Origin of the sequence: Paenarthrobacter sp. AMU7, assembly GCF_041200195.1 — a bacterium.
Classification (GTDB): domain Bacteria; phylum Actinomycetota; class Actinomycetes; order Actinomycetales; family Micrococcaceae; genus Arthrobacter.
In genome coordinates this window covers 1,747,374-1,770,010 of sequence record NZ_CP165735.1, presented here as the reverse complement: position 1 = coordinate 1,770,010, position 22,637 = coordinate 1,747,374, and the positions used below count along the sequence as shown (strand labels likewise).

Sequence of the window (22,637 nt, the reverse complement as noted above, 5' to 3'; positions counted from 1 at the left end):
GATCCTTCCCGTACGGTTACAGACCCAGCTCGCGTGCGATCAGCATCAACTGGACCTCGGTGGTGCCTTCGCCGATTTCAAGGATCTTGGAATCGCGGTAATGACGTGCCACCGTGAATTCGTTGATGAAACCATAGCCGCCGAACACCTGGGTGGCGTCCCGCGCGTTGTCCATGGCTGCCTCGCCTGCGACCATCTTAGCGATGGCCGCTTCGGTCTTGAACGGCTTCCCTGCCAGCATCCGGGAGGCGGCATCGTAGTAGGCCAGGCGGGCGGTGTGGGCCCTGGCCTGCATCCGGGCGATCTTGAACTGGATGGCCTGGTACTTGCCGATGTTCTGTCCGAAGGCACTGCGTTCCTTGGCGTACTTCACGGACAGGTCCACACACCCCTGGGCTGCGCCGGTAGCCAGTGCTGCGATGGCGATACGGCCCTCGTCAAGGATGGAAAGGAAGTTGGCATAGCCCCGGCCGCGCTCGCCCAGAAGGTTGGCTTCAGGAACGTGGACATTGTCCAGCGTGAGCGGATGCGTATCGGAAGCGTTCCAGCCCACCTTGTTGTAGGGCTTTTCCGCCCTGAACCCGGGAGTGTCCGTTGGCACCAGGATGGTGGAGATCTCCTTCTTGGTGCTGCCATCCGAGTTTTGTTTCTGGCCCGTGACTGCCGTGACCGTCACCAAGGTGGTGATGTCCGTGCCGGAGTTGGTGATGAACTCCTTGTTGCCGTTGATAACCCACTCGCCGCTTTCCAGGTGGGCGTTGGTTTTGGTGCCGCCGGCATCCGACCCTGCTTCGCGCTCGGTCAAGCCGAACCCGGCCAAGGATCGTCCCGACGCCAACTGCGGCAGCCATTCTTCTTTCTGTGCATCCGTACCGAAGCGGTAGACCGGCATGGCGCCCAAGGAAACCCCGGCTTCCAGGGTGATGGCTACCGACTGGTCAACGCGGCCCAGCTGTTCCAGTGCCAGTGCCAGGGCGAAGTAGTCGCCGCCCATTCCGCCGAATTCCTCAGGGAAAGGCAGACCGAACAGGCCCATCTCCCCCATCTGCTTTACAACCTCGTAGGGAAAGCTGTGCTCTTCGTCATGCTTGGCGGACACGGGTGCAACAACCTCGTCGGCGAACTCGCGGACGGAGTCGCTGAGGTCCTGGTACTCCTCATTGAGTTCAAAAGTGCTCATGGCTGGATTTCCTTGTCTGTGCTTGTGGTCTCTGCGTCCACATGAATGGTGGCGAGCACCTGGTCGGCCTTGACCAGGTCGCCGGGTTTGCTGGTGAGGTGGACGGTGCCAGCAACGGACGCCACCAGGTGATGCTCCATCTTCATGGCCTCAACGGCCAGGAGCACCTGGCCCTCTTCCACCGTCTCGCCATCGGCTACTGACACCGACACCACCGTTCCGGGCATCGGCGAGCGCACTTCGGGGTCCGCCGCCCCTTCGTCGCGCTGGATCCCTGCAAGCATCCGCCGCAGGCGCTCGGCACGGTTCAGGACCTCGAGCCTGCAGGACCAGCCATCGTTGCCGAGGTAAATTTCGCGGACACGGCCCAGCCCGCTGACGCTGTCCTGCCCGCGGGGGTCCACGCCAACCGCGTAGGTGACAAGGCCGCCGTCGAACTCCAGAACGATCCCGTCCACGCTGCGGTCCGCTACCCGGACGTTGACCGGCTGCCCGCCGTCGATGCTTGCCGTCACGTTGCCGCCCACTTCGGTGACCGACACCGTGGCAACGCCGCCTCCGGGAATCCCCAACGTAGCGGTCCAGGCACCCCGGGCACCAACACGCCAGGAGTCCGGCGTTGCCCAGGCATCCCCCGCCGGCGTCGATCCCGTGCGCTCCAGCCACAGCGTGAGCGCAGCAGCAATCAGTTCGTCGGAACCGGCGTGCCGGAAGGACATCGACGGAAGTTTGCGCTCGATCAATCCAGTATCCAACTGCCCGGCGCGGACCTCGGAATCGTTGATCAGCAACCGCAGATACTCCACGTTGGTATCCACCCCAAGCAGCGTGTAACGGCCCAGGGCAGCGTCAAGGGTATCCAGCGCCGCCGTCCTGTCCCCACCCCATGCGATGACCTTGGCCAGCATGGGATCGTAGTCCCCCGTGATCTCCAGGTTGTGGCGCATGGCGGAATCAATCCGAACGTTTGCCTGCGCCGTTTGATGGCCCGAAACGGTTGCATCCGAGGGACCGTGCTCTGCGAGCGCCACGATCCGCCCCATCGATGGCATGAAGTTCCGCTCCGGCACCTCGGCGTAAACACGCGCCTCCACGGCGTGGCCTTGAAGAACGACGTCGGACTGCGCCACAGTGAGCACCTCACCGGCGGCGATCCTCACCTGCCATTCCACGAGGTCGATGCCGGTGACCATCTCAGTAACGGGATGCTCCACCTGCAGGCGGGTGTTCATCTCCATGAAAAAGAACTCATCGGGGTGCTCGTCGGACACCAGGAATTCGACAGTACCGGCACCGCTGTAGTTAACCGAACGTGCCGCGTTGCAGGCCGCCTCGCCAATGCGGGCCCGTTGCTCCACACCGTCGGGCAGTGACTCAAAAAGGGCCGACGGCGCTTCTTCGATGACCTTCTGGTGGCGTCGCTGGAGTGAGCACTCCCGCTCGCCGAGGTGGATCACATTTCCGTGGTTGTCTGCCAGCACCTGGACCTCGATGTGGCGGGGCGTGCTGATGAGCCGTTCCAGGAAGAGGGTGTCGTCGCCAAAAGCGGATGCTGCCACACGCCTCGCAGTGACGAGCGTGGATGCCATGTCCTCAGCCCGTTCCACCACATGCATGCCCTTGCCGCCACCACCCGCGGACGGTTTGATCAGCAGGGGGAAACCTACCGCCGCTGCAGCGTCGATCAGTTCCTGGTCGGTAAGACCTGGTTGCGCGATGCCGGGAACGCAGGGGACGCCGTAGGTCATCACGTGGTTCTTGGAACGGATTTTGTCGCCCATGACGTCAATGGCATTGATGCCCGGCCCAATGAACGTGATTCCTGCGGCATCCAGGGCCTTGGCGAACTCTACATTCTCCGACAAGAACCCGTAGCCCGGGTGGACCGCTTCAGCTCCGGTGCGGCGGCACGCGTCGATGATGGCGTCGATCTTCAAGTAGCTTTCGGCTGGTGCCGTGCCACCGATGGCGACGGCGGTATCGGCGAGGGCCACATGCCTGGCATCCTTGTCAGCGTCCGAGTACACAGCGACGGAGCGGATGCCCATCTCCCTCAGTGTCTGGATGACGCGGCAGGCGATCTCTCCGCGGTTGGCAACGAGGACGGCGCTGAAGGTTCGGGCAGCGACGGCCGGGGCGGGTGGGGCTGTGGTTGTTGTGGGCAGCGTCATGGTCACATCCTGAAGAGACCGAAGGAGGTCTCGGGCAGTTGTTGGCGGGAGACAACGTCCAGGGCCATCCCCAGGACGCGCCGAGTGTCAGCGGGGTCGATGATGCCGTCGTCCCACAGCCTTGCGGTGGAGTAATAGGGGCTTCCTTGTTCTTCGTATTGCTGCTTGATGGGGGCTTTGAAGGCTTCCTCATCCTCAGCAGACCATTCCTGGCCGGAGGCCTCGTACTGATCCCTTTTGACCGTTGCCAGCACGCTCGATGCTTGATTTCCGCCCATCACGGAGATCCTCGCGGCCGGCCACATCCAAAGGAACCGCGGCGAATACGCGCGGCCGCACATGGAATAGTTGCCCGCGCCGAAGGAACCACCGATGACCACCGTCAGCTTGGGTACCCGGGCTGTAGCCACTGCGGTGACCATTTTGGCGCCGTTCTTGGCGATGCCGCCTTGCTCGTAGTCCTTGCCCACCATGAAGCCGGAGAGGTTCTGCAGGAAGATCAGCGGGATGCCGCGCTGATCGCAGAGCTCGATGAAGTGGGCGCCTTTGAGCGAGGATTCGCTGAAGAGGACGCCGTTGTTGGCCACGATGCCGACGGGATGCCCGTGGAGGTGCGCAAATCCGGTCACCAGGGTGGTCCCGTAGTTCTTTTTGAACTCGTGGAATTCGGAAGCGTCCACGAGCCTCGCGATGACTTCGCGGACGTCGTACTGGGCGTTGACGTCCGTGGGAACCACACCGTATATCCCGGAAGGATCGACGACGGGCGGCAGGACGACGTCGGACATGTCCCATGCCGGCTGTGCCGGCTTCGGTAACGTGGCCACGATGTCCCGAACAATCTCCAGAGCGTGTTGGTCGTTCTCGGCCAGGTGGTCGGTAACCCCGGAAATCCTTGAATGGACGTCGCCGCCGCCTAGTTCCTCGGCCGTGACGATCTCGCCAATCGCTGCCTTCACCAGGGGCGGACCACCCAGGAAGATGGTGCCCTGGTTCCGGACAATAACGGTCTCATCGCTCATGGCGGGTACATAGGCGCCGCCGGCCGTGCAGGACCCCATGACCGATGCAATCTGCGGGATCTTGGCCGCGGACATCTTGGCCTGGTTATAGAAGATCCGGCCGAAGTGCTCCTTGTCGGGGAAGACCTCGTCCTGCTTGGGCAGGAAGGCTCCGCCGGAATCCACGAGGTAGATGCACGGGAGCTTGTTCTCCAACGCGATTTCCTGGGCACGCAGGTGCTTTTTCACCGTCATGGGATAGTAGGTGCCGCCCTTGACTGTGGCGTCGTTGGAGATCACCAGGACATGGCGTCCATGGACCAGTCCGATGCCGGCAATGACCCCGGCGCCCGGGGAATCGTCGTTGTACATGCCATTGGCAGCCAAGGGTGCAATCTCAAGGAACGGGCTGCCGTCATCCAGCAAGTAGTCGATGCGTTCGCGCGGGAGAAGTTTTCCCCGGGCGATGTGCCGCTCACGCGACGTGGCCGGACCGCCGAGGGCCGCCGTCGCCAAGCGGTCCTTCAGTTCTGCCACCAAGGCCAGTTGCGCCTCCTGGTTGGCTTCAAAGGTACCGCCGGCGGTTCCCATCAGGCTGGCAATTGTCTCCATTGACCCCTGTTCCATTCCCGGCCACAGGCCATTTCGGTTAGTGCCGCGTAACTGAAATTTAGGTTAGTCTTTATTAACTGTGATGTCCAGCACAGCCGATCCAGCGAGTATCGGGTCCGCTCTGGCGCCAAGGAGGAAAAGTGACCGGAGGTCCGGAAGCAAGCAACAACGGCACCCGTGCCGCCGCCACGCAACGTGGGCAGGCCAAGGAAGTCCGACGATTGGCGTTGTTGTCCGCTGCCGCGGGACTTTTTGCGGAGAACGGATTTACCCGCGTATCGCTTGAGGATCTCGGCGCCGCAGCGGGCGTCAGTGGACCCGCCGTCTACCGGCACTTTCCCGGCAAACAAGCGGTCCTCGGCGAACTACTCCTCAGCGTCAGCCGGGACTTGCTGGATGGTGGAACACGGGTGGTGTCAGAGTCGGACGATCCCCTGACCGCACTGAACGGCCTGATCCAGTTCCAGGTTGACTTCGCACTCAGCAATCCCGACGTCATCCGCGTCCAGGACCGCGACTTTGGAAGTCTCAGCGACGCCGACCAAGCGGAAGTCAGGTCCCTCCAGCGGAGTTACGTTGAAACGTGGGTGGACGTCCTTGCACGCATCCATACCGACGCCGATATCCCCGGCCTCCGCGTCCGGGCGCACGCAGCCTTTGGCTTGATCAACTCCACACCCCACTCGGTGCGCCATCACGGCAGGAAAATTGCCGCCAAGTCAGCCAGGCCCATCCTGGAACAGATGGCGTTGGCTGCTCTCACCTCGGCATAACTGTCTTATTTTCTTGGGCGGCTCGGACCGTCCTCCATTGCTGGCTAATAATGTCGGACCCCCCTGACATGCTTGATTCATGGGAGCAATCGGGCAGGTATTGGCAAGGCGGGCAGGCTCGCCCCGCGGCCATGCGCTGCTTCGTCAAAGAGCCCTCACATCTCTTAACGGGCCTGCCCGGGTCCCGGCATTCAAGCTCACGACGGCGGTAGGCCAGGATGCAGATACGTCCAGCGGCACTTGGCTGCTTCTCGGTCTGAGTCCCATGGCACGGTCCTCGGAGTCGGGCTACGCTGGCGGCCTGAGCTCCGCAGACGTTGCTCCGGGCTTGCGTGTAGTTCCGGTTGCGGACATTAAGCGCGCGGCTGGCTTTGTCGATGCGGGCCAACCCTCTCCCGACGTCGTAGACGTACCACTTGCGCAGGCCGGTGCAATCCTGACATCCCTTCGCCAATCCGTCCTTCATAAAACCCGGTTGTTTGGGTTCGTTGAAGCAGCGGATTTTGCCGGCAAGGTCGAGGAGATCGCCCGGTCGGTGGAGTACTTGCAGGTGGTCGCGGCGCAGGCTGTGGAACGGACCCGGACCGAAGCCCAGCAAACCAAGCCCGGACCCTCGGCGGCAGCACCGCAATGGCGGACCGGCTGGACCGAACCAGAGCCAGGAACCGACACAGCGGCAGCTTCGCAGAGCGCGGCTTCGCAGAGCGGAGCTTCCCTCGGTAGGACGGGAACTGCCACCGCTGCGGCGGCCGATGGTGAAACAGGATCAGCACGTTGGGCATCGGATGCCAAGGCCAGTGTTCTGGATGACGGGTACCGGAACGCGGCCCAGTTCCTGCGCGCACGGTTGCGGATCAGCATCGCAGAAGCCAAGCGCCGGCTCGCCCTCGCACCCGACGTCCTCCCCCAGACCGGGATCACCGGGCAGGACATCCCGGCCCGCCACGCAATACTCGCCCAAGCGGTTGGTTCCGCACTGGTGCCTTCCCGTTCGGCCTCGATCATCAGCACCGCCCTGGACAAAGTCCGGCACCTCACCGACGAGGACACCCTCACCCGGATGGAACACGCCCTCACCACCACCGCGGTCGAGACCGACCCGGACTTCGTCACCACAATGGCCAAACGCTGGATCGACGCCATCGACCACGACGGCCCCGAACCCACCGAAGAAATCCTCCGCCAACTCCAAGGCGTGTTCCTCCGCCGCCGACGCCGCCACGGACTCCACCACCTCGAAATCTTCGCCACCGACGAACAATACGAAATCCTCACCACCGCCATGAACGTCGCCACCAACCCCCGCCTCACCACCCCCGGCACCGAAGCCAGCCCGGACCTGGACCGGCGCAGCCGCCCACAGAAACTCCTCAACGGCCTCACCAGCGCCTGCAGCCTCGCCATGCGCACCGAAAAACTACCCGCCAACGGCGGCCTCCCACCCCAACTCACCGTCACCATCGGATACCAAGAACTCCTCGAACAAGTCCACAACCACCACCACAACCCCGGCACCGGCACCGGCACAGTGGCTGGGATAGGGACAGGGACTCGGATAGGGACAGGGGCCGGGGTAGGGACAGGCACCGCGACCTTCACCGGCCCGATGCACCCGAACACCATCCGCAAAATCGCCTGCGACGCCGACATCCTCCCCGTCGTGCTCGGCAGCGACTCCCGCATCCTGGACATCGGCCGCACCACCCGGATCTTCCCACCCCACATCCGCAAAGCCATCACCGCCCGCGACCAAGGATGCGCCTTCCCCGACTGCACCATGCCCGCACCCTGGTGCGAAGCCCACCACACCACCTACTGGTCCAACGGCGGCACCACCTCAACAGACAACGGCACCCTGCTCTGCAGCCACCACCACCACCTCATCCACAAAGAACAATGGCGCATCGACATCAAAACCGGCACCCCCTGGTTCATCCCCCCACCCCACATCGACCCACACCAAACACCCCGACGCAACCACCACCACACACCCCACAGAACATAGGAGGCCCGGGTTCAACAACACGCCCAACCGTGAAGCCGGGTCACGCCCAGCACCGTCCCAATAACAGGGCGACAATCCGATAAAACGGTGCGCGGTCGGGGCGGGCCTGATGCTGGGCGGCGCCTGATGCTGGGCGCGTCCGGCTCCGGCTGCGAAGGTCAGAGGAGTCGCAGGGCAAAAGAAGCTGCCCGGCAAAGCTCCCGAGCGAGCGGCAACCTGAGCGAGCGGCAACCCGTTTCGTTGTACTCGTATGCCCTGGGTCGTTCGTGTCTTCCTAGGACTCTCAGGGCCAGCCTGAGAGGCTGTTTTCTGCCGCCTCGCCGCCTAGGCTGAAACCCGGACCTTGCTGACTCAACGAAGCAGCTGAATCAACAAGGCGACAGGGTCAGGGACCAGCCACGATCGAGGAGCACACCATGAGGATTGCCGTCACGGGCGGAAGCGGAAAACTGGGTAGGAGCGTAGTCCGGCGACTCACGCAGGATGGCCATCAGGTGCTCAATATTGACCGCGCCGGGACCCGTGGCAAGGGCTACGTCAACGTGGATCTCCGTCATTACGGGCAGGTCCTGGATGTCATCCTGGGCCTGGACGACCAGCACCACGGTTTGGACGCAATTGTCCACCTGGCCGCCATTCCCGCACCAGGCCTTGCCCCCGACGCCACAATTTTCGAGAACAATATGGTGTCCACCTACAACGTGTTCCAAGCTGCCCGGCGGGCCGGCATCAAGAAGGTGGTCTATGCCTCCAGCGAGACGGTACTGGGACTTCCCTTCGACATCGCTCCTCCCTACATTCCCGTGGACGAGGAGTACGCGGCCCGGCCGGAAAGCACCTACTCGCTGGTCAAGCATCTCGAGGAGCAGATGGCCGTCCAGCTCACGCGATGGGATCCGGAACTCAGCATCACGGCGCTGCGTTTCTCCAACGTCATGGACCCCGAGGACTACGACGCCTTCCCGTCGTTCGACTCTGACGCAAACCTTCGGAAGTGGAACCTCTGGGGCTACATCGACGCCCGCGACGGTGCACTGGCAGTGGTCAAGGCCCTGGAACATGGCGTGCCGGGTTTTGAGACGTTCATCATTGCCGCCGCTGATACCGTGATGAGCCGAAGCAGCGCCGATTTGGCCGCGGAAGTCTTCCCCGGCGTCGAGGTCCTCAAGGAACTGGGCGAGCACGAAACCATGCTGTCCATCGACAAGGCGCGCAGGCTCCTGGGTTTTGAGCCGGAACACAGTTGGCGCTATGTCCACTCCAACCGGACAACCCCCACCGAGGATTGACACCACCTGCCCGCTGACGCGCGACGGCCCACCCCCTAACCGCAGTTTCCTGCAAGCACTCGTAAGAGGATGGGCCGGCGCAGCTTCAGTTAACGCTAGATCATGGTCATGACCATGGCGGGATCTTCAAGGATGGCGCCCAAGTCGGCAAGGAACCGGGACCCTTGTTCGCCATCGACCAGGCGGTGATCGAACGACAGGCTGAGGGACATGACCTGCCGGACGGCGAGTTTGTCATTCACCACCCATGGCGCCTTCCGCACAGCACCAAGTGCCACGATAGCGGCCTCGCCAGGGTTCAAGATGGGGGTGCCGGCGTCGATGCCAAACACGCCAATGTTGGTGATGGAGATGGTCCCGCCGGACAAGTCCGCTGGGGACGTCTTGCCCGCCCTGGCAGTGTCCGTGAGCTCGGTCAGCGCGGTGGACAGCTCACGAAGCGTCAGGCTGTCAGCGTCCTTGATATTCGGTACCGTCAGGCCACGAGGCGTTGCCGCAGCGATGCCCAGGTTCACGTAATTGAACTGGACGATCTCCTGGCTCGCCTCATCCCAGCGTGAATTCAGCGACGGGTTGTTGCCCAGCGCTACCAAGACCGCCTTGGCCGCGATGGTCAGCGGTGTCAGCTTGTAGCCTTCGAACGTGCGGCCGCCTTTGAGCCGGGCCAACAACTCCATGGTTGCCGTGACGTCGACGGTCAGGAACTCCGTCACATGCGGCGCGGTGAAGGCACTCTGCACCATGGCGGCGGCAGTGAACTTGCGGACACCCTTGATGGGAGTACGAGTTTCCCGTTCGCCCTGCGCTGGTGCAGCGGACACCTCGACCGGCGCCTCGGTACCCGTGAAGTTCTGGACATCCTCGCGGGTAATAAGTCCGTCCGGCCCGGTGCCGCGAACCAATTCCAGGTTGATCCCCAGGTCACGGGCCAGCTTTCGCACGGGCGGAGTGGAACGGGGTCGCTCAGGGCTTCCTTCTTCTGCACGACGTGCCGCTGTGGGCGCGACGATTGCTGGCGCCGCCGGAGTTACCGGCTCCTCCGGGGTTTCCGGCGTTGGGACCTTGATGTCCCGTACCTGCCCCCGGGCGCGCCGTGTCGGACGGCCGGAATGTTCGACGACGGCGCCGTACCCCACCAGGTTCGGCTCACGTTTCGCCGGGGCCCCCACCGCTTCAGTGCCGGCATTTGCCAGCGAGCCGTTGGCAGCGCTTTCGACGGCGGTCCGCTCACCGGCGGACCCGTTGCCAGCGGCCGGCGCGCCACCCCCAGTGGAAGACCCGGCGTCGTCGACCTCAAACGAAACGATCGGCTTGCCGACCTCCACCACCGTGCCAGGCTGCTCATGAAGTTCTGCAACCACTCCTGCGAAGGGAGAGGGCAACTCCACAACAGCCTTGGCGGTTTCCACCTCGGCGATCACCTGGTTCAGCGTGACAGTGTCCCCCACAGCCACCTTCCAGCTCAGGATTTCCGATTCCGTGAGGCCTTCACCAAGGTCCGGCAGCCTGAATTCCTTGATCATGGTGGCGGTCATCCTTCCAGTCCACTCAGCGAGTTGGGGCGGCCCAAGGCGCGGTCAACGCCGTCGAGAATCCTGTCCAGATCCGGCAGATGGTGCATCTCCAGCTTCGAGTAAGGGTAGGGCACATCGAAGCCGGTGATGCGGACGGGAGCGGACTCCAGGTAATGGAAGCACCGTTCAGTGATGCTGGCGGCGATCTCCGCACCCAAGCCGCCGGACTGGCCGGCCTCGTGGGTGATCACCAAGCGGCCCGTCTTGCGGACAGATGCTTCCACCACGGGGTAGTCCACGGGGGCCAGTGACCGGAGGTCGATGACTTCCACGGACAGGCCTTCGTCAGCCGCTGCCATCGCGGCGTCCTTTGCTGTCTTCACCAGCGGACCGTAGGCGACAAGTGTCACGTCAGAACCGGCATTCACCACGGCGGCTCTGTCCAACGGAAGTGCCGTGGAGAGGTCGATGGTTTCGTCCACATCACCCTTGTCGTGATAGCGACGCTTGGGTTCAAAGTAGAGGACGGGATCATCGGAGGCGATCGCCTGCTGGATCATGGTGTAGGCATCCTGCGGATTGGACACTGCCACAACCCGGAGACCGGATGTATGGGTGAAGTAGGCCTCGGGCGACTCTGAATGGTGTTCCGGCGAACCGATGCCACCCCCGAAGGGAACGCGGATGGTGATGGGCATCTTGACCCGCCCCTGGGTGCGGTAGTGCATCTTGGCGACCTGGCTGACAATCTGGTCAAACGCAGGGTAGATGAAGCCATCAAACTGGATCTCGCACACGGGACGGTAGCCGCGGTAGGCCAGACCCACCGCGGTGCCGATAATGCCTGACTCAGCCAGGGGGGAATCGATGACCCGGTGCTTTCCAAAGTCTTTCTGAAGTCCGTCGGTGACGCGGAAAACACCACCGAGCGCGCCAATATCCTCACCCATCAGGACCACTTTGGGATCGTTTTCGAGCGACTTCCGGAGGCCGGCGTTGATGGCGCGGGCAAACGTGAGCTTCGACATCAGAGTGCACCTTCCTCGACTGGCTGGTTGAAGCTGTTCAGGTAGCGCGAGTAATGGTCCTTCTGGCGTTCAATCCAGGAATGGGGCGTGCTGTAGACGTGGTTGAAGACGTCCAACGGCTGCGGGTCCGGCATCTCGATACAGCTGGAACGGAGCTCGGCTGCTACCGCGTCAGCCTTCCTTTTGACGCGGGCCTCGACGTCCTCGGTGAGGAGGCCTTTGGCCTCCAGGAGCTTGCGCAGCCGCAGGATGGGATCCTTGGCGGCCCAGTCTTCGAGTTCGATCGGGTCGCGGTACCGGGTGGGGTCGTCGGCAGTGGTGTGCGGACCCATACGGTAAGTGACGGCCTCGATAAAGGTGGGTCCGCCGCCATTGCGTGCCCGGTCCAGGGCGACCCGCGTGGCAGCCATGACAGCGAGGACATCGTTTCCGTCAACCCGCATGCTGGGAATTCCGAATCCAGTGGGCCTGTCGGCCAATTGCACGTGCGACTGTACCCGCACAGGTTCTGAAATGGCCCAATGGTTGTTCTGGCAGAAGAAGACCACGGGAGCCTGGTAGCTGGCGGCGAACACCATGGCCTCGTTCACGTCGCCTTCACTTGTGGCGCCATCGCCGAAGTAGGCGAGGACCGCAGTGTTGGCTCCATCCAACTGCACGCCCATGGCGTAGCCGGTGGCGTGCAGGCTCTGGGATCCGATGATGATCTGGGGCGTCGCCAGGTTGATGCGCTGCGGGTCCCAGCCATAGGAAGCATTGCCCCGCCACACCCTGGCAATCTCGGAGAGGTGGGCTCCACGAACGTAGGCTACGCCGCTTTCGCGGTAGCTGGGGAAGACGAAGTCGTCATCGCGCAGGGAGCGGCTGGAGCCGATCTGCGACGCCTCCTGGCCCAGGAGCGGTGGCCACAATGCCAGTTCGCCCTGACGTTGGAGCGCCGTCGCTTCGGCATCGATGCGGCGGATAACTGTCATGTCCTCGTACAAGGAACACAACTGCTCATCTCCGACGTCCTTCACCCAGACATCGAATTCGGGATGGCTGATCCGTTCGCCTTCCGGCGAGACCAACTGGAGCAGATTGCCGCCAGTCCTCAGGGGAATTTGTGCACTATGTCCAGGGCCCGGAGTGTCGTGATGCACTCCCTTGCCCGCCTGATCCGTCAACACAGGTGATCGCAACCTTCCGGCTCGTTTTCGTCGGCGCTGACTGGACTTGTGATCCTGCCGCAGACCGGCCCTCCGGCACCTTCGCCGAAGTTAATTGTGACCCTACTCACAACGCGCATCAGGTACAACTACCCTTCTGAAAATTGAGCATTCTGCCCTGTTTCGCTTGAACACACCGTGCTAATCTTGCGCATTATGCAACCCCTGGATGGCACTGACACCCGGCTCCTTTCCGCGATGGCAAAGGACCCCCGCGGGACAGTGGTGGCGCTGGCCCAAAGGCTGGGCCTGTCCCGCAATACGGTGCAAGCGCGCATGGCCCAGCTGGAGAAGAAGCACGCCTTCCTCTCCTTTGAACGAAGGATCAACCCGGTCGCGCTCGGCTATCCGTTGACTGCATTCATCACGGTCCACGTCCAACAGCAAAAGCTCGCCTCCTTGGCTCAGGACCTGGCAGACATTCCGGAAATCCTTGAAGGCTTCGGCCTCACAGGATCGGCGGACCTGCTGCTGCGTGTTGTTGCCTTGGACGCGGAGGACCTCTACCGCATCAATGGAAAAATCCTCGGCTGCGAAGGGGTGGAACGGACCGACACAGCACTGGCAATGCGTGAGATGATCCCGTACCGCGTCCAGCCGCTCCTTGGAAGGCGCTCCGGGGACTGAACTCCCTCCCCACCTGCGGTTATTGGCAGCCCGGTACTTGCCCGTCGAACCCGCATGCGATTGGATGCAAGAGGACGTACCGGGGACCGGCCAGAGGTCCCCGGCCATGTGGTGGCGCTGCCGAAGGCTGCCGAAAGGGGCACTACCGTGAGCAACCCGCAACAACCCGAACCCAACTACCCGGGCCAGAACCCGCCGCCGGTGCCGCCCGGGCCCGGGTACCCCCCTCAGACCGGCGGCGCGCCGCAGTGGCAACAGCCGCCGTCGTCCGCTGCTCCCCAAGCCGGCGGGCCCCAAGCCGGAGGGCCCCAATACGGCGGCCCCCAGTACGCAGCCGCCGGCCAGGAGCCGTACGCCCAGAACCCTTATCCGCAGGGCCAATCCCAGTCCGGACAGTACCCTCCGGGCCAATTCGGCCAGCCACCGGCCCGGAAGAGCAGGAAGGTTTTGTGGATCGTCCTCAGCATCGTCGCCGGAGTGATTGTGCTGGCGGTGGTGGGCGTGCTGCTGCTTGTCAATCTGGTGGGCAATGCAACGTCCAAGGCCAGGTCCTTGGCGGACGAATTCACCAATTTGGTGGTCTCCGGCCAAACCGAGCAGGCCTACGACAACTACCTGAGCCAGCCCCTGAAGGATGAGCTGGACAAGCAGTCGTTCATGGACGGCATTGCCAGCCTGGAACTGGATAGCTCGTGCAAGCCGAACTACAACTCGGTGAACGTCAACAACAACAACGGCAACAACAAAGCCGATCTCTCCGGTGCCTTGCAATGCGACGGCAAGACCATTGATCTCCACTACGTCTTCGAGGGCAGCAACGACCTCAAGATGAGCAGCATCCGCCTCCGGCCCTAACCGCAGGAAAGAATTTCCGTAACACCACCCATCCACCTGCGCTTATGGTCCGAATCACTGCTTGAGAGCCCCACCCGGGGCTCAGCAGGACGGCCGGGATATCCGGCCATCACCGGAAGGTTCGGACCATGCGTACTTCGCCCAATCGCCTGATCGCCACCATCTTCGGAGCCGTCTACCTCTTGGTAGGCGTGCTCGGATTCTTTGTCACCTCGGGAATCGGTTTCTTCGCCACCGAGGGCGCCAACCTCATCATCTTCGCCGTGAACCCGCTTCACAACATCATCCACCTGGCCATCGGCGCTGCCCTTCTTTACGCCGGTATGAACAGCGTCACGCTGTCCAAATCCGTCAACACGGCCGTAGGCGGCGTGTACCTCCTGGTGGGTATCCTCGGACTCTTCCTGGTGGGTTCGTCCCTGAACATCATCGCCCTCAATGGCGCAGACAATGTTCTGCACCTCGCCAGCGCCGTGGTCCTGCTGGGTGTTGCCCTGTCCCAGGACAAGGCAGCCGTAGCTTCCGCCCGCGCCTGATCCGCCTGATCACCGAGTAAAGCAGCGAAAGGACGGCAAGAGCCATGGAACGCAGACACCACCCCACACTGAACGCAGCGACCCTCCTGTTTGTTTACTTCGCAGCGATGGCCGCCGGGATGGTTGAGCTTTCCCTTGCCGCCGGATATCTCACTGGAACGGCGTCAGCGACACCCGGGATGGTGGCAGCCGGCGTGGCGACCCTCGCGGCGGGCCTTGCCTTTTTGGCCTGGTCCCTGCGGGGGCTGCACCGCAACTCCCTGGTCATGGCACGGTTCGCCCTTCCTGTCCTCGCTGTTACGGCTGCTGCTCACCTCGCGGTCACAGTTGCCGGGATCAGTTCCCTGCGCTCACTGGACGTGAGCCACTTTGCTGCCCTCGGCCTGACGCTCATGGCTCTTGCCGGAGCCGGCTGGCTGAGGCGGCAGCACAAGACCAACGACGGCGGCGCCCACGGCCAGCCAAGGACCGGGCGGCTTCTGGCAGCCGCGTTCGGAGCCGCCGTCGTTGTTGCTTCAGTTGCAACACCAGGACTGGCCGCCTCAATGGCAGGACAGCACGCTGTCCCTCATGGCGAGCACGGCCAAGCCCCGCACGGAGAAAACGGCCAGGGCTCCAATCCCGCCCTGGACCCGGGTCGCCACCACTAGCTGACGGCGACCGGCCCGGCGCACCATTGACACTGCCCACTGTTGATGGTGCGCCTGGTTCGTGGATCATGGAGCCATGGATCCCATAGAGGCGCTCGACGAAATCTCTTTCTGGCTTGAACGCAGCCAGGCCCCCACCTTCAAGGTCCAGGCCTTCCGGAAAGCGGCCGACGCCGTGCGGCAGCTTTCGCCCGAAGAGTTGGCCAAGCTTGTGGGCACCGGGCGGATCACCAGTCTCAAAGGCGTCGGCAACCGCAGCGCCGAAGTCATCACCCAGGCCCTCGAAGGGCGGATCCCCGAATACCTTGCGGACCTGCGCCAACGGGGCACCGAATCGTTGGCATCCGGAGGAGACACGCTCCGGGCAGCACTGCGCGGCGATCTCCACAGCCACAGCAACTGGTCCGACGGCGGCTCCCCCATTGAATCCATGGTGGCAGCGGCACGGACCCTCGGCCGTGAATATCTTGCCCTTACCGACCACTCCCCCAATCTCACCATTGCCAATGGACTGAGCGTGGAGCGGCTTGAGAAGCAGCTCGGCGTCGTGGAGGGAATCAACTCATCCCAGGATGGCTTCCGCCTGCTCAAGGGCATTGAAGTGGACATCCTCGAAGACGGAACCCTGGACCAGACTCCGCACATGCTGGGCCAACTGGACGTGGTGGTGGCCAGCGTCCACTCCAAACTCCGGTCAGACAAGAAGACCATGACCACGCGGATGTTGGGCGGCATCACCGATCCCCACACCAACGTGCTGGGGCATTGCACCGGACGCCTCGTCCAGGGATCACGGGGTACGCGGCCCGAGTCCGAGTTCGATGCCGCGAAAGTCTTCAAGGAGTGCGCGGAGTGGGGTGTCGCCGTCGAAATCAACTCCCGTCCCGAGCGTCAGGACCCACCGGACAACCTCATCACAATGGCTCTGGACGCCGGCTGCCTGTTCAGCATCGACAGTGATGCCCATGCTCCTGGCCAACTCGACTTCCTGCAGTACGGTGCCGAACGCGCCGAAGCCCTGGGGGTCCCCACAGAACGGATTGTCACTACCTGGCCGCTGGAACAACTGACGGAGTGGCTCAGCCTGAAGAAGTAGGCTCAGCCTGAAGAAGAAGGCTCCTCCTGCGCGTTGTTCGCAGGAGGAGCCTTCCTTTTGGGTTACTGATTTGTTTGAGCCGGTGCTAGTGGTCTACCGCCTTCTCGGCACCGACGCCGGTCAGCGAGCGCACTTCCATCTCCGCCTGCTTGGCCGGATCTTCGCGCCGCTTGTCCAGAACGGTTCCGAGCCATCCCAGGAAGAAGGCCAACGGGATGGACACAATGCCCGGGTTGCTCAGCGGGAACAGGGCGAAGTTCGCTCCGGGGATCATGGACGTCTTGGCCCCCGAAACCACGGGTGAGAACGTGATGAGCAGGATGGCTGCAGCCAAACCGCCATACATGCTCCAGACTGCGCCCTGGGTGGTGAACTTCTTCCAGAACAGGGAGTAGACGATGGTGGGCAGGTTCGCCGAGGCTGCAACTGCGAAGGCGAGCGCCACCAGGAAGGCTACGTTCTGTCCGTTGGCAAAGATGCCGCCCAGGATGGCAAGCACGCCGATCACCAGTACCGTCCGACGGGCCACCTTCACCTCGGTGATGGCATCCGCTTTGCCTTTGGCAATGACGTTTGCGTAGATGTCGTGGGCGAAGGATGCAGCCGCCGTGATGGTCAGACCAGCCACCACCGCCAGGATGGTAGCGAAGGCAACCGCCGAAATGAAGCCCAGGAGCAGAGGGCCGCCAAGGTGGAAGGCCAGCAGAGGTGCGGCGGAGTTGACGCCGCCGGGTGCGGACTTGATGGTTTCCGCCCCCACCAGGGCTGCGGCACCGTAGCCCAGCACCAGGGTGAAGAGGTAGAACAGGCCTATCAGCCAGATCGCCCAGACCACGGATTTGCGGGCTTCCTTGGCTGTCGGGACAGTGTAGAAGCGCATCAGCACGTGGGGCAATGCAGCTGTACCCAGGACCAGGGCAAGGCCCAGGGACATGAAGTCGAGCTTGGACGTTTCGGTCTTTCCATACTGCAGCCCGGGGTTCAGGATTGCCGGGTTGTTGGCCGCTTCAGCGGCAGAGCCCAGCAGGCTGGACAGGTTGAAACCGTAGATTGCAAGCACCATTGCTGTCATGACCCCTGCACCGGCAATGAGCAGGATGGCTTTGATGATCTGGACCCAGGTGGTGCCCTTCATGCCACCGATGAGTACGTACATGATCATCAAGGCGCCGACGACGATGATCACCAAGGCCTGGCCGCCCCAGTCGCTGATGCCCAGCAGGAGCGAAATGAGGCTGCCTGCTCCTGCCATCTGGGCGAGGAGGTAGAAGAAGCAGACGGCCAAGGTGGAGAGGGCAGCCGCGATTCGGACAGGGCGCTGACGCAAGCGGAAGGACAGAACGTCAGCCATGGTGAACTTCCCGGTGTTGCGGAGCAGTTCAGCCACCAGGAGCAAAGCCACGAGCCAGGCGACGAGGAAGCCGATGGAGTACAGGAACCCGTCGTAGCCGTTGATGGCGATGGCGCCGGTAATGCCGAGGAAGGATGCCGCCGACAGGTAGTCTCCGGCGATGGCTGTGCCGTTCTGCGAACCAGTGAAGGATCGACCTGCTGCGTAGTAATCTGCTGCGGTCTTGTTGTTCCGGCTGGCCCGGAAGACGATCACCATGGTGACCGCGACGAAGAGGGCGAAAATGCCCATGTTGAGCAGGGTGGTGTCTTTCAGCGCTTCGACGTTGACTGCTGCCGGGACCATGGTGTTCATTTGACTCCCCCGCTGATCACTTTGCCGTCCTTATCAAATTCGTGCCCCTCGATCTCATGGCGGATTTCAGCAGCGATGGGGTCCAGCTTCCTGTTGGAGTAGCTCACGTACCATGCCGTGATGCCGAAGGTAGTGACGAACTGCAGCAGGCCGAGGATTAGCCCGACGTTGATGTTGCCCCATACCTTGATGGACATGAAGCCCACCGCGTAGTCGGCCAAGAGAACATATGCGAAATACCAGAGCAGGAATACGACTGCCATCGGGAAGACAAAGCTGCGGTGCCGCTTGCGCAGTGTCTTGAACCGTTCCGTCTGTTGAACTTCCTGGAAGTCCACGGACGCTTTTTCGTCCTGGGGTTGGGCCTCATTACCCATGGTTCCTCCTGATTGTGATGTGTCCACACCAGCTCCACACGCCTGCCAATGTGACTGCAATCACTATCGAACGCCGCCCGGTGCCTGTTCCAGAGCATCGCGCCCTGCCATCGCTCAACGGTTGCGGTGCTGCGCCAAACGGTGGAATGTGAACCACCTTCCGCGGAATCGGGGCGAGGTTCAGGAGCATCCGGCTACGCTGGCCTTATGCCCGACTCCCCGCTGTTCACCGCCGCTGCCATCGCCGTGATCGTGCTGGCCATCGCCGTCGTCGTGGGTGTTGGGCTCAAGGTCATGCGTTCCTTCCGGGACCTGGGCACCGACGCTGAACGCGCCACTTACAACACTTTGCACGCGGCCTCCCGGGCCGGGCAGCATCTCCGTGGCGGCCTCCAACCGGCCGGTGCAGCGAAAGCGAGCAAGCAACTGCGCGTACTGCTGGGCTGCGATGCCTTGGCCATCACGGACACCGGTTCTGTGCTCGCGTGGGACGGTACAGCCGAGGAACTCAGGCCGTCGCTGATGCGTCTTGCGGCCGAGGTCCTGGCCACCGGCCGAACCGCGGTGGTGCCGCACGCCGGGCATCGGACCACTGCCAAAGCCGAGCATGGAAACCATGACTTCAGTGCCGTGATCGCTCCTATCCGCTCCGGTTCCAGGGTGGTCGGCTCCGTGGCAGCCCTGGCGCCGGCGGCAGGTGCCGGGCTGGTGAGGGCCACCAGCGAGGTGGCCGACTGGATAGCCGCCCAGCTGGAACTGACGGAACTCGAAGCCTCCCGGACCTTGCTGATGGAGGCTGAGGTCAGGGCGCTGCGTGCCCAAATCAGCCCGCATTTCATCTACAACTCCCTCAATGCCATTGCCTCGTTCATCAACACCGACCCCGCCCGGGCCCGTGAGTTGGTGGTGGAGTTCGCCGACTTCACCCGGTACTCCTTCCGGCGCCACGGCGACTTCACCACTTTGGCCGAGGAACTGCGCTGCATCGACCGTTATCTCCTGCTGGAACGGGCACGCTTCGGCGAACGCGTCCAGGTGAGCCTGAGGATCGCCCCCGAGGTCCTCAGTACGGTCATCCCGTTCCTCAGCCTGCAACCTTTGGTCGAGAACGCAGTCCGGCACGGGCTGGAGGCCAAGGAGGGCCCGGGCCATATCACCATCTGCGCCAACGATTCCGGTGCGTTCGCTGAAGTAACCATCGAAGACGACGGCGTGGGCATGGACCCCGACCACCTTCGGTCAGTGCTCGCCGGGCACACGGATGGAATCCATGTGGGCCTGCGCAACGTGGATGCCCGCTTGCGCCAGGTGTACGGGGACGAGCACGGACTGGTCATCGACACTGCTCCCGGGGAAGGAACCCTGATCACCATGCGGGTGCCGAAATCCCAGCCCGGCCATGACGCCTGAGGCGACGGTTAGTCTTTAAACATGATCAACGTGCTCGTCGCTGATGACGAACTTCCCGCCGTGGAGGAGCTTGCCTTCCTGCTGGGACGGGATGAACGGATTGGCGCCATCCACCGGGCCTCCTCCGGTGCTGAGGCGCTGCGGACCCTGGAAACGGAGTCTGTCGACGCCGTGTTCCTCGATATCCACATGCCGGCATTGTCCGGCCTGGACATCGCACGGGCCATTTCCCGCAGCAGCCATCCACCCGCCGTCGTTTTTGTCACCGCTGATGAAGAGTGCGCACTGGAAGCTTTCGACCTCGCCGCGATCGACTACCTGCTCAAGCCGCTGCGCGCAGAACGGCTGTCCCGTTCCGTGGACCGGATCAGCGACCTGATCAAGGAAGGCACCCCTGCGCCGGAAATGATTACCGTGGACCTCGGCAGCACCACCCGCATGATCCGCCGGGACGATGTCACCTACGTCCAGGCCCAGGGCGATTACGCGAGGTTGCACACAGCCGAAGCCAGCTATCTCATCAGGGTTCCCCTCAGCGACCTTGAACAGAAGTGGGCAGAGGCAGGCTTCATCCGGATCCACCGCTCGTACCTGATCGCCCTGAACCACGTCCAGCACCTCAAGTTGGCTGCAACGGGTCCCAGCGTCGCCGTGGCCGGAGCTGAATTGCCCATCAGCCGACGCCACCTGCCTTCCGTCCGGGACAAACTGCAGTCCACGCGCATCCGGCCGCAGGGATGACCCGCGTCCGTGTGACGGCACCCCGCCAGCCGGCCACAGCGGCTCCCGGGCGGCCGCCATACCCGCGCGAGGTCGCCGAAGACTCCGACGCAGGCAAACTCTTCATCCGGTCCCTGATCCGCTCGCAGTTGCGCCTGGCGCTGGTGGTGGCCTGTTGCTTCCTGATCATCCTCGTGGTGATCGCACTGTTCCTCGTGTACGGGCCTGGCGTGGCAGAAACAAGGATATTCGGCATCCCGCTGGACTGGATGGTGCTGGGCGCCGGCATCTACCCGGTGATTGGCTTGAGCGCCTGGCTATACAACCGCGCGGCGGCCCGCAACGAGGCACGCTACAGGGACCTCGTGGAGGACAAATGAACCCGGCTGTGGGCCTGTTTGCGTTCCTTGCCGTGTCACTGGCGACGGCAGTCATCGGCTTCTACGGTCTGCGCATCTCGCGGACAACCGGCGACTTCTACGTGGCTTCGCGAACCGTCCCGCCCTGGTGGAATGCCTCTGCAATCGGCGGTGAGTACCTGTCTGCCGCCAGCTTTCTTGGCGTCGCCGGACTGATCCTGCTCTCGGGAACGGACGCACTCTGGTTCCCCGTGGGCTACACCGCCGGTTACTTGATGCTGCTGCTCTTTGTCGCCGCTCCTCTGCGTCGCTCAGGTGCCTACACCATTCCCGACTTCACCGAAGCCCGTCTGGATTCCGCTCTGGTCCGCCGCGTGACCAGCCTGGTGGTGGTAGCCGTTGGCTGGCTGTACATCGTCCCGCAACTCCACGGGGCGGCGCTCACCATCCGCATCACCACAGGCCTGCCGTCGTGGGTAGGCTCGACGGCGGTTGTTGTGGTCGTGTGCCTCACGGTAGTGGCAGGTGGCATGCGTTCCATCACGTTTGTGCAGGCCTTCCAATATTGGCTGAAACTGACTGCCCTGGCAGTTCCGGTGGTCTTCGTGCTGCTGGTGCTGGCTGGTAACGGCACCGGACCCCAGGCGCCGCTTCCCATCAACCCCACCGGCCAGCCCTCCGCCGGCGCGTACCAGCACATTTCCCTGTTGGTGGCGTTGCTCTTCGGAACGCTGGGGCTGCCCCATGTCCTGGTGCGGTTCTACACCAACCCGGACGGGCAATCCGCCCGGAGAACCACACTCATTGTGCTGGGCCTGCTCTCCGTCTTTTATCTCTTTCCCACCGCATCCGGCGCGGTGGGACGAATGTTCGCGCCCGAACTCGCACAGTCCGGCCAGGCCGACGCCTTGGTCCTCCTGCTCCCCGGCAAGCTGATAGGGGGCACCGCCGGAGACCTTCTCTCCGCCCTCGTCGTAGCCGGAGCTTTTGCCGCTTTTCTGTCCACCACCTCGGGGTTGGTGGTTTCGCTGTCAGGCGTCATCAGCCAGGACCTCTTCGGCGGAAGCGTCAGGGGCTTCCGCCTCGCAGCGGTGCTGGCCGCCGTCGTTCCTTTGGGCTTTGCCTTGATGACCGACAGCCTGGCCCTGGCCGGGAGCGTTGGCCTGGTCTTCGCGTTCACAGCCTCGACCATCTGCCCGGTCCTGCTCCTGGGAATCTGGTGGCGCGGCCTGACCGACGCCGGTGCGATTTCCGGAATGCTTACCGGTGCACTGCTCTGTGGTGGTGCCATGGTGATGGGTACGCTCATGGGATCAGGCAACGCGCCCGCGTGGCTTGCCCAGCCGGCGGCGTGGAGCGTCCCGGCAGCGTTCGCGGTGACGGTGGTCGTTTCCCTTGCAACGAAAAGCCGTGTGCCGGGGTCTGTGAACCGCGTCATGTCGCGGCTGCACGTTCCGGAGCGGCCGGTGGTCACCGAGCGCTAGGCCCGGCCTGTTGTCCGCGCAGCAGCCAGGGTGGACA

General features: G+C 63.2%; 20 protein-coding genes. 12 read left to right on the top strand and 8 right to left on the bottom strand.

The window, feature by feature from the left end:
- Positions 1–16: 16 nt before the first annotated feature.
- Genes ABQM86_RS08095 through ABQM86_RS08085 form a run of 3 tightly spaced genes read right to left on the bottom strand, consistent with a single transcriptional unit; the run spans position 17 to position 4,964 of the window.
- Complete coding sequence (locus ABQM86_RS08095) at positions 17–1,180, bottom strand: acyl-CoA dehydrogenase family protein (RefSeq protein ID WP_207596981.1); 1,164 nt, start codon at positions 1,178–1,180, stop codon at positions 17–19.
- On the bottom strand, positions 1,177–3,351 hold the full coding sequence (locus ABQM86_RS08090) for a biotin carboxylase N-terminal domain-containing protein (protein ID WP_369746354.1): 2,175 nt from the start codon (positions 3,349–3,351) through the stop codon (positions 1,177–1,179). Before ABQM86_RS08090 ends, ABQM86_RS08095 begins: the two co-directional genes overlap by 4 nt.
- A 2-nt stretch (positions 3,352–3,353) precedes the next feature.
- Positions 3,354–4,964, bottom strand: coding sequence for a carboxyl transferase domain-containing protein (locus tag ABQM86_RS08085; RefSeq protein WP_207596979.1), 1,611 nt, complete (start codon positions 4,962–4,964; stop codon positions 3,354–3,356).
- 140 nt (positions 4,965–5,104) lie between these two features.
- On the opposite strand from ABQM86_RS08085, the gene ABQM86_RS08080 reads away from it, so the two are divergent.
- The 3 genes from ABQM86_RS08080 to ABQM86_RS08070 all read left to right on the top strand — a co-directional run bounded on the left by ABQM86_RS08080 (position 5,105) and on the right by ABQM86_RS08070 (position 9,031).
- Positions 5,105–5,737, top strand: coding sequence for a TetR/AcrR family transcriptional regulator (locus ABQM86_RS08080; RefSeq protein WP_207596978.1), 633 nt, complete (start codon positions 5,105–5,107; stop codon positions 5,735–5,737).
- A gap of 79 nt (positions 5,738–5,816) precedes the next feature.
- A complete protein-coding gene (locus tag ABQM86_RS08075) occupies positions 5,817–7,742 on the top strand; it encodes a DUF222 domain-containing protein (RefSeq protein WP_369746353.1) in 1,926 nt (641 codons plus the stop codon).
- Positions 7,743–8,158: 416 nt separating this feature from the next.
- Positions 8,159–9,031, top strand: coding sequence for an NAD-dependent epimerase/dehydratase family protein (locus tag ABQM86_RS08070; RefSeq protein WP_369746352.1), 873 nt, complete (start codon positions 8,159–8,161; stop codon positions 9,029–9,031).
- A 95-nt stretch (positions 9,032–9,126) separates the two neighbouring features.
- On the opposite strand, the gene ABQM86_RS08065 is transcribed toward ABQM86_RS08070, so the two are convergent.
- The 3 genes from ABQM86_RS08065 to pdhA are packed head-to-tail and all read right to left on the bottom strand — an operon-like array spanning position 9,127 to position 12,742.
- On the bottom strand, positions 9,127–10,566 hold the full coding sequence (locus ABQM86_RS08065) for a dihydrolipoamide acetyltransferase family protein (protein WP_369746351.1): 1,440 nt from the start codon (positions 10,564–10,566) through the stop codon (positions 9,127–9,129).
- Positions 10,563–11,573, bottom strand: a complete 1,011-nt coding sequence (locus tag ABQM86_RS08060; protein ID WP_207596974.1) for an alpha-ketoacid dehydrogenase subunit beta — start codon at positions 11,571–11,573, stop codon at positions 10,563–10,565. Before ABQM86_RS08060 ends, ABQM86_RS08065 begins: the two co-directional genes overlap by 4 nt.
- Positions 11,573–12,742: a pyruvate dehydrogenase (acetyl-transferring) E1 component subunit alpha gene (gene pdhA / locus ABQM86_RS08055; protein WP_280627622.1), complete on the bottom strand. Its 1,170-nt coding sequence runs from the start codon at positions 12,740–12,742 to the stop codon at positions 11,573–11,575. Before pdhA ends, ABQM86_RS08060 begins: the two co-directional genes overlap by 1 nt.
- A gap of 195 nt (positions 12,743–12,937) precedes the next feature.
- On the opposite strand from pdhA, the gene ABQM86_RS08050 reads away from it, so the two are divergent.
- The 5 genes from ABQM86_RS08050 (at position 12,938) to ABQM86_RS08030 (ending at position 16,545) form a co-directional block, all read left to right on the top strand.
- Positions 12,938–13,408, top strand: coding sequence for an Lrp/AsnC family transcriptional regulator (locus ABQM86_RS08050; protein WP_207596972.1), 471 nt, complete (start codon positions 12,938–12,940; stop codon positions 13,406–13,408).
- Positions 13,409–13,555: 147 nt separating this feature from the next.
- A complete protein-coding gene (locus tag ABQM86_RS08045; protein ID WP_242703565.1) occupies positions 13,556–14,263 on the top strand; it encodes a hypothetical protein in 708 nt (235 codons plus the stop codon).
- A 128-nt stretch (positions 14,264–14,391) separates the two neighbouring features.
- Positions 14,392–14,799 (top strand): DUF4383 domain-containing protein, encoded by a 408-nt coding sequence (locus ABQM86_RS08040; RefSeq protein WP_011774231.1) that lies wholly within the window; start codon positions 14,392–14,394, stop codon positions 14,797–14,799.
- 44 nt (positions 14,800–14,843) lie between these two features.
- Positions 14,844–15,449: a hypothetical protein gene (locus tag ABQM86_RS08035; protein WP_207596970.1), complete on the top strand. Its 606-nt coding sequence runs from the start codon at positions 14,844–14,846 to the stop codon at positions 15,447–15,449.
- A gap of 76 nt (positions 15,450–15,525) precedes the next feature.
- Positions 15,526–16,545, top strand: coding sequence for a PHP domain-containing protein (locus ABQM86_RS08030; RefSeq protein ID WP_207596969.1), 1,020 nt, complete (start codon positions 15,526–15,528; stop codon positions 16,543–16,545).
- 85 nt (positions 16,546–16,630) lie between these two features.
- On the opposite strand, the gene ABQM86_RS08025 is transcribed toward ABQM86_RS08030, so the two are convergent.
- Positions 16,631–18,250 (bottom strand): cation acetate symporter, encoded by a 1,620-nt coding sequence (locus ABQM86_RS08025; RefSeq protein ID WP_172322137.1) that lies wholly within the window; start codon positions 18,248–18,250, stop codon positions 16,631–16,633.
- Positions 18,247–18,627, bottom strand: a complete 381-nt coding sequence (locus tag ABQM86_RS08020; protein ID WP_207596968.1) for a DUF485 domain-containing protein — start codon at positions 18,625–18,627, stop codon at positions 18,247–18,249. Before ABQM86_RS08020 ends, ABQM86_RS08025 begins: the two co-directional genes overlap by 4 nt.
- A gap of 207 nt (positions 18,628–18,834) precedes the next feature.
- Between ABQM86_RS08020 and ABQM86_RS08015 the strand changes: the two genes are divergently transcribed.
- The 4 genes from ABQM86_RS08015 to ABQM86_RS08000 are packed head-to-tail and all read left to right on the top strand — an operon-like array spanning position 18,835 to position 22,600.
- The gene (locus ABQM86_RS08015) at positions 18,835–20,037 is read left to right on the top strand and encodes a sensor histidine kinase (RefSeq protein ID WP_207596967.1); all 1,203 of its coding nucleotides are present in this window, start codon (positions 18,835–18,837) and stop codon (positions 20,035–20,037) included.
- A 21-nt stretch (positions 20,038–20,058) separates the two neighbouring features.
- The gene (locus tag ABQM86_RS08010) at positions 20,059–20,778 is read left to right on the top strand and encodes a LytTR family DNA-binding domain-containing protein (protein WP_280627619.1); all 720 of its coding nucleotides are present in this window, start codon (positions 20,059–20,061) and stop codon (positions 20,776–20,778) included.
- Positions 20,775–21,137 (top strand): hypothetical protein, encoded by a 363-nt coding sequence (locus ABQM86_RS08005; RefSeq protein WP_337339632.1) that lies wholly within the window; start codon positions 20,775–20,777, stop codon positions 21,135–21,137. Before ABQM86_RS08010 ends, ABQM86_RS08005 begins: the two co-directional genes overlap by 4 nt.
- On the top strand, positions 21,134–22,600 hold the full coding sequence (locus ABQM86_RS08000) for a cation acetate symporter (protein ID WP_369746350.1): 1,467 nt from the start codon (positions 21,134–21,136) through the stop codon (positions 22,598–22,600). The genes ABQM86_RS08005 and ABQM86_RS08000 overlap by 4 nt, the downstream gene beginning before the upstream one ends.
- Positions 22,601–22,637: the final 37 nt, after the last annotated feature.

Coding starts and splice junctions, on each gene's coding strand:
- ABQM86_RS08065 (WP_369746351.1), bottom strand. CDS start 10,566: ATGACCGCCACCATGATCAAGGAATTCAGGCTGCCGGACCTTGGTGAA.
- ABQM86_RS08015 (WP_207596967.1), top strand. CDS start 18,835: ATGCCCGACTCCCCGCTGTTCACCGCCGCTGCCATCGCCGTGATCGTG.
- ABQM86_RS08010 (WP_280627619.1), top strand. CDS start 20,059: ATGATCAACGTGCTCGTCGCTGATGACGAACTTCCCGCCGTGGAGGAG.
- ABQM86_RS08030 (WP_207596969.1), top strand. CDS start 15,526: ATGGATCCCATAGAGGCGCTCGACGAAATCTCTTTCTGGCTTGAACGC.
- ABQM86_RS08090 (WP_369746354.1), bottom strand. CDS start 3,351: ATGACGCTGCCCACAACAACCACAGCCCCACCCGCCCCGGCCGTCGCT.
- ABQM86_RS08075 (WP_369746353.1), top strand. CDS start 5,817: ATGGGAGCAATCGGGCAGGTATTGGCAAGGCGGGCAGGCTCGCCCCGC.
- ABQM86_RS08085 (WP_207596979.1), bottom strand. CDS start 4,964: ATGGAGACAATTGCCAGCCTGATGGGAACCGCCGGCGGTACCTTTGAA.
- ABQM86_RS08070 (WP_369746352.1), top strand. CDS start 8,159: ATGAGGATTGCCGTCACGGGCGGAAGCGGAAAACTGGGTAGGAGCGTA.
- ABQM86_RS08035 (WP_207596970.1), top strand. CDS start 14,844: ATGGAACGCAGACACCACCCCACACTGAACGCAGCGACCCTCCTGTTT.
- ABQM86_RS08025 (WP_172322137.1), bottom strand. CDS start 18,250: ATGAACACCATGGTCCCGGCAGCAGTCAACGTCGAAGCGCTGAAAGAC.
- ABQM86_RS08020 (WP_207596968.1), bottom strand. CDS start 18,627: ATGGGTAATGAGGCCCAACCCCAGGACGAAAAAGCGTCCGTGGACTTC.
- ABQM86_RS08095 (WP_207596981.1), bottom strand. CDS start 1,180: ATGAGCACTTTTGAACTCAATGAGGAGTACCAGGACCTCAGCGACTCC.
- ABQM86_RS08050 (WP_207596972.1), top strand. CDS start 12,938: ATGCAACCCCTGGATGGCACTGACACCCGGCTCCTTTCCGCGATGGCA.
- ABQM86_RS08000 (WP_369746350.1), top strand. CDS start 21,134: ATGAACCCGGCTGTGGGCCTGTTTGCGTTCCTTGCCGTGTCACTGGCG.
- ABQM86_RS08060 (WP_207596974.1), bottom strand. CDS start 11,573: ATGTCGAAGCTCACGTTTGCCCGCGCCATCAACGCCGGCCTCCGGAAG.
- ABQM86_RS08005 (WP_337339632.1), top strand. CDS start 20,775: ATGACCCGCGTCCGTGTGACGGCACCCCGCCAGCCGGCCACAGCGGCT.
- ABQM86_RS08040 (WP_011774231.1), top strand. CDS start 14,392: ATGCGTACTTCGCCCAATCGCCTGATCGCCACCATCTTCGGAGCCGTC.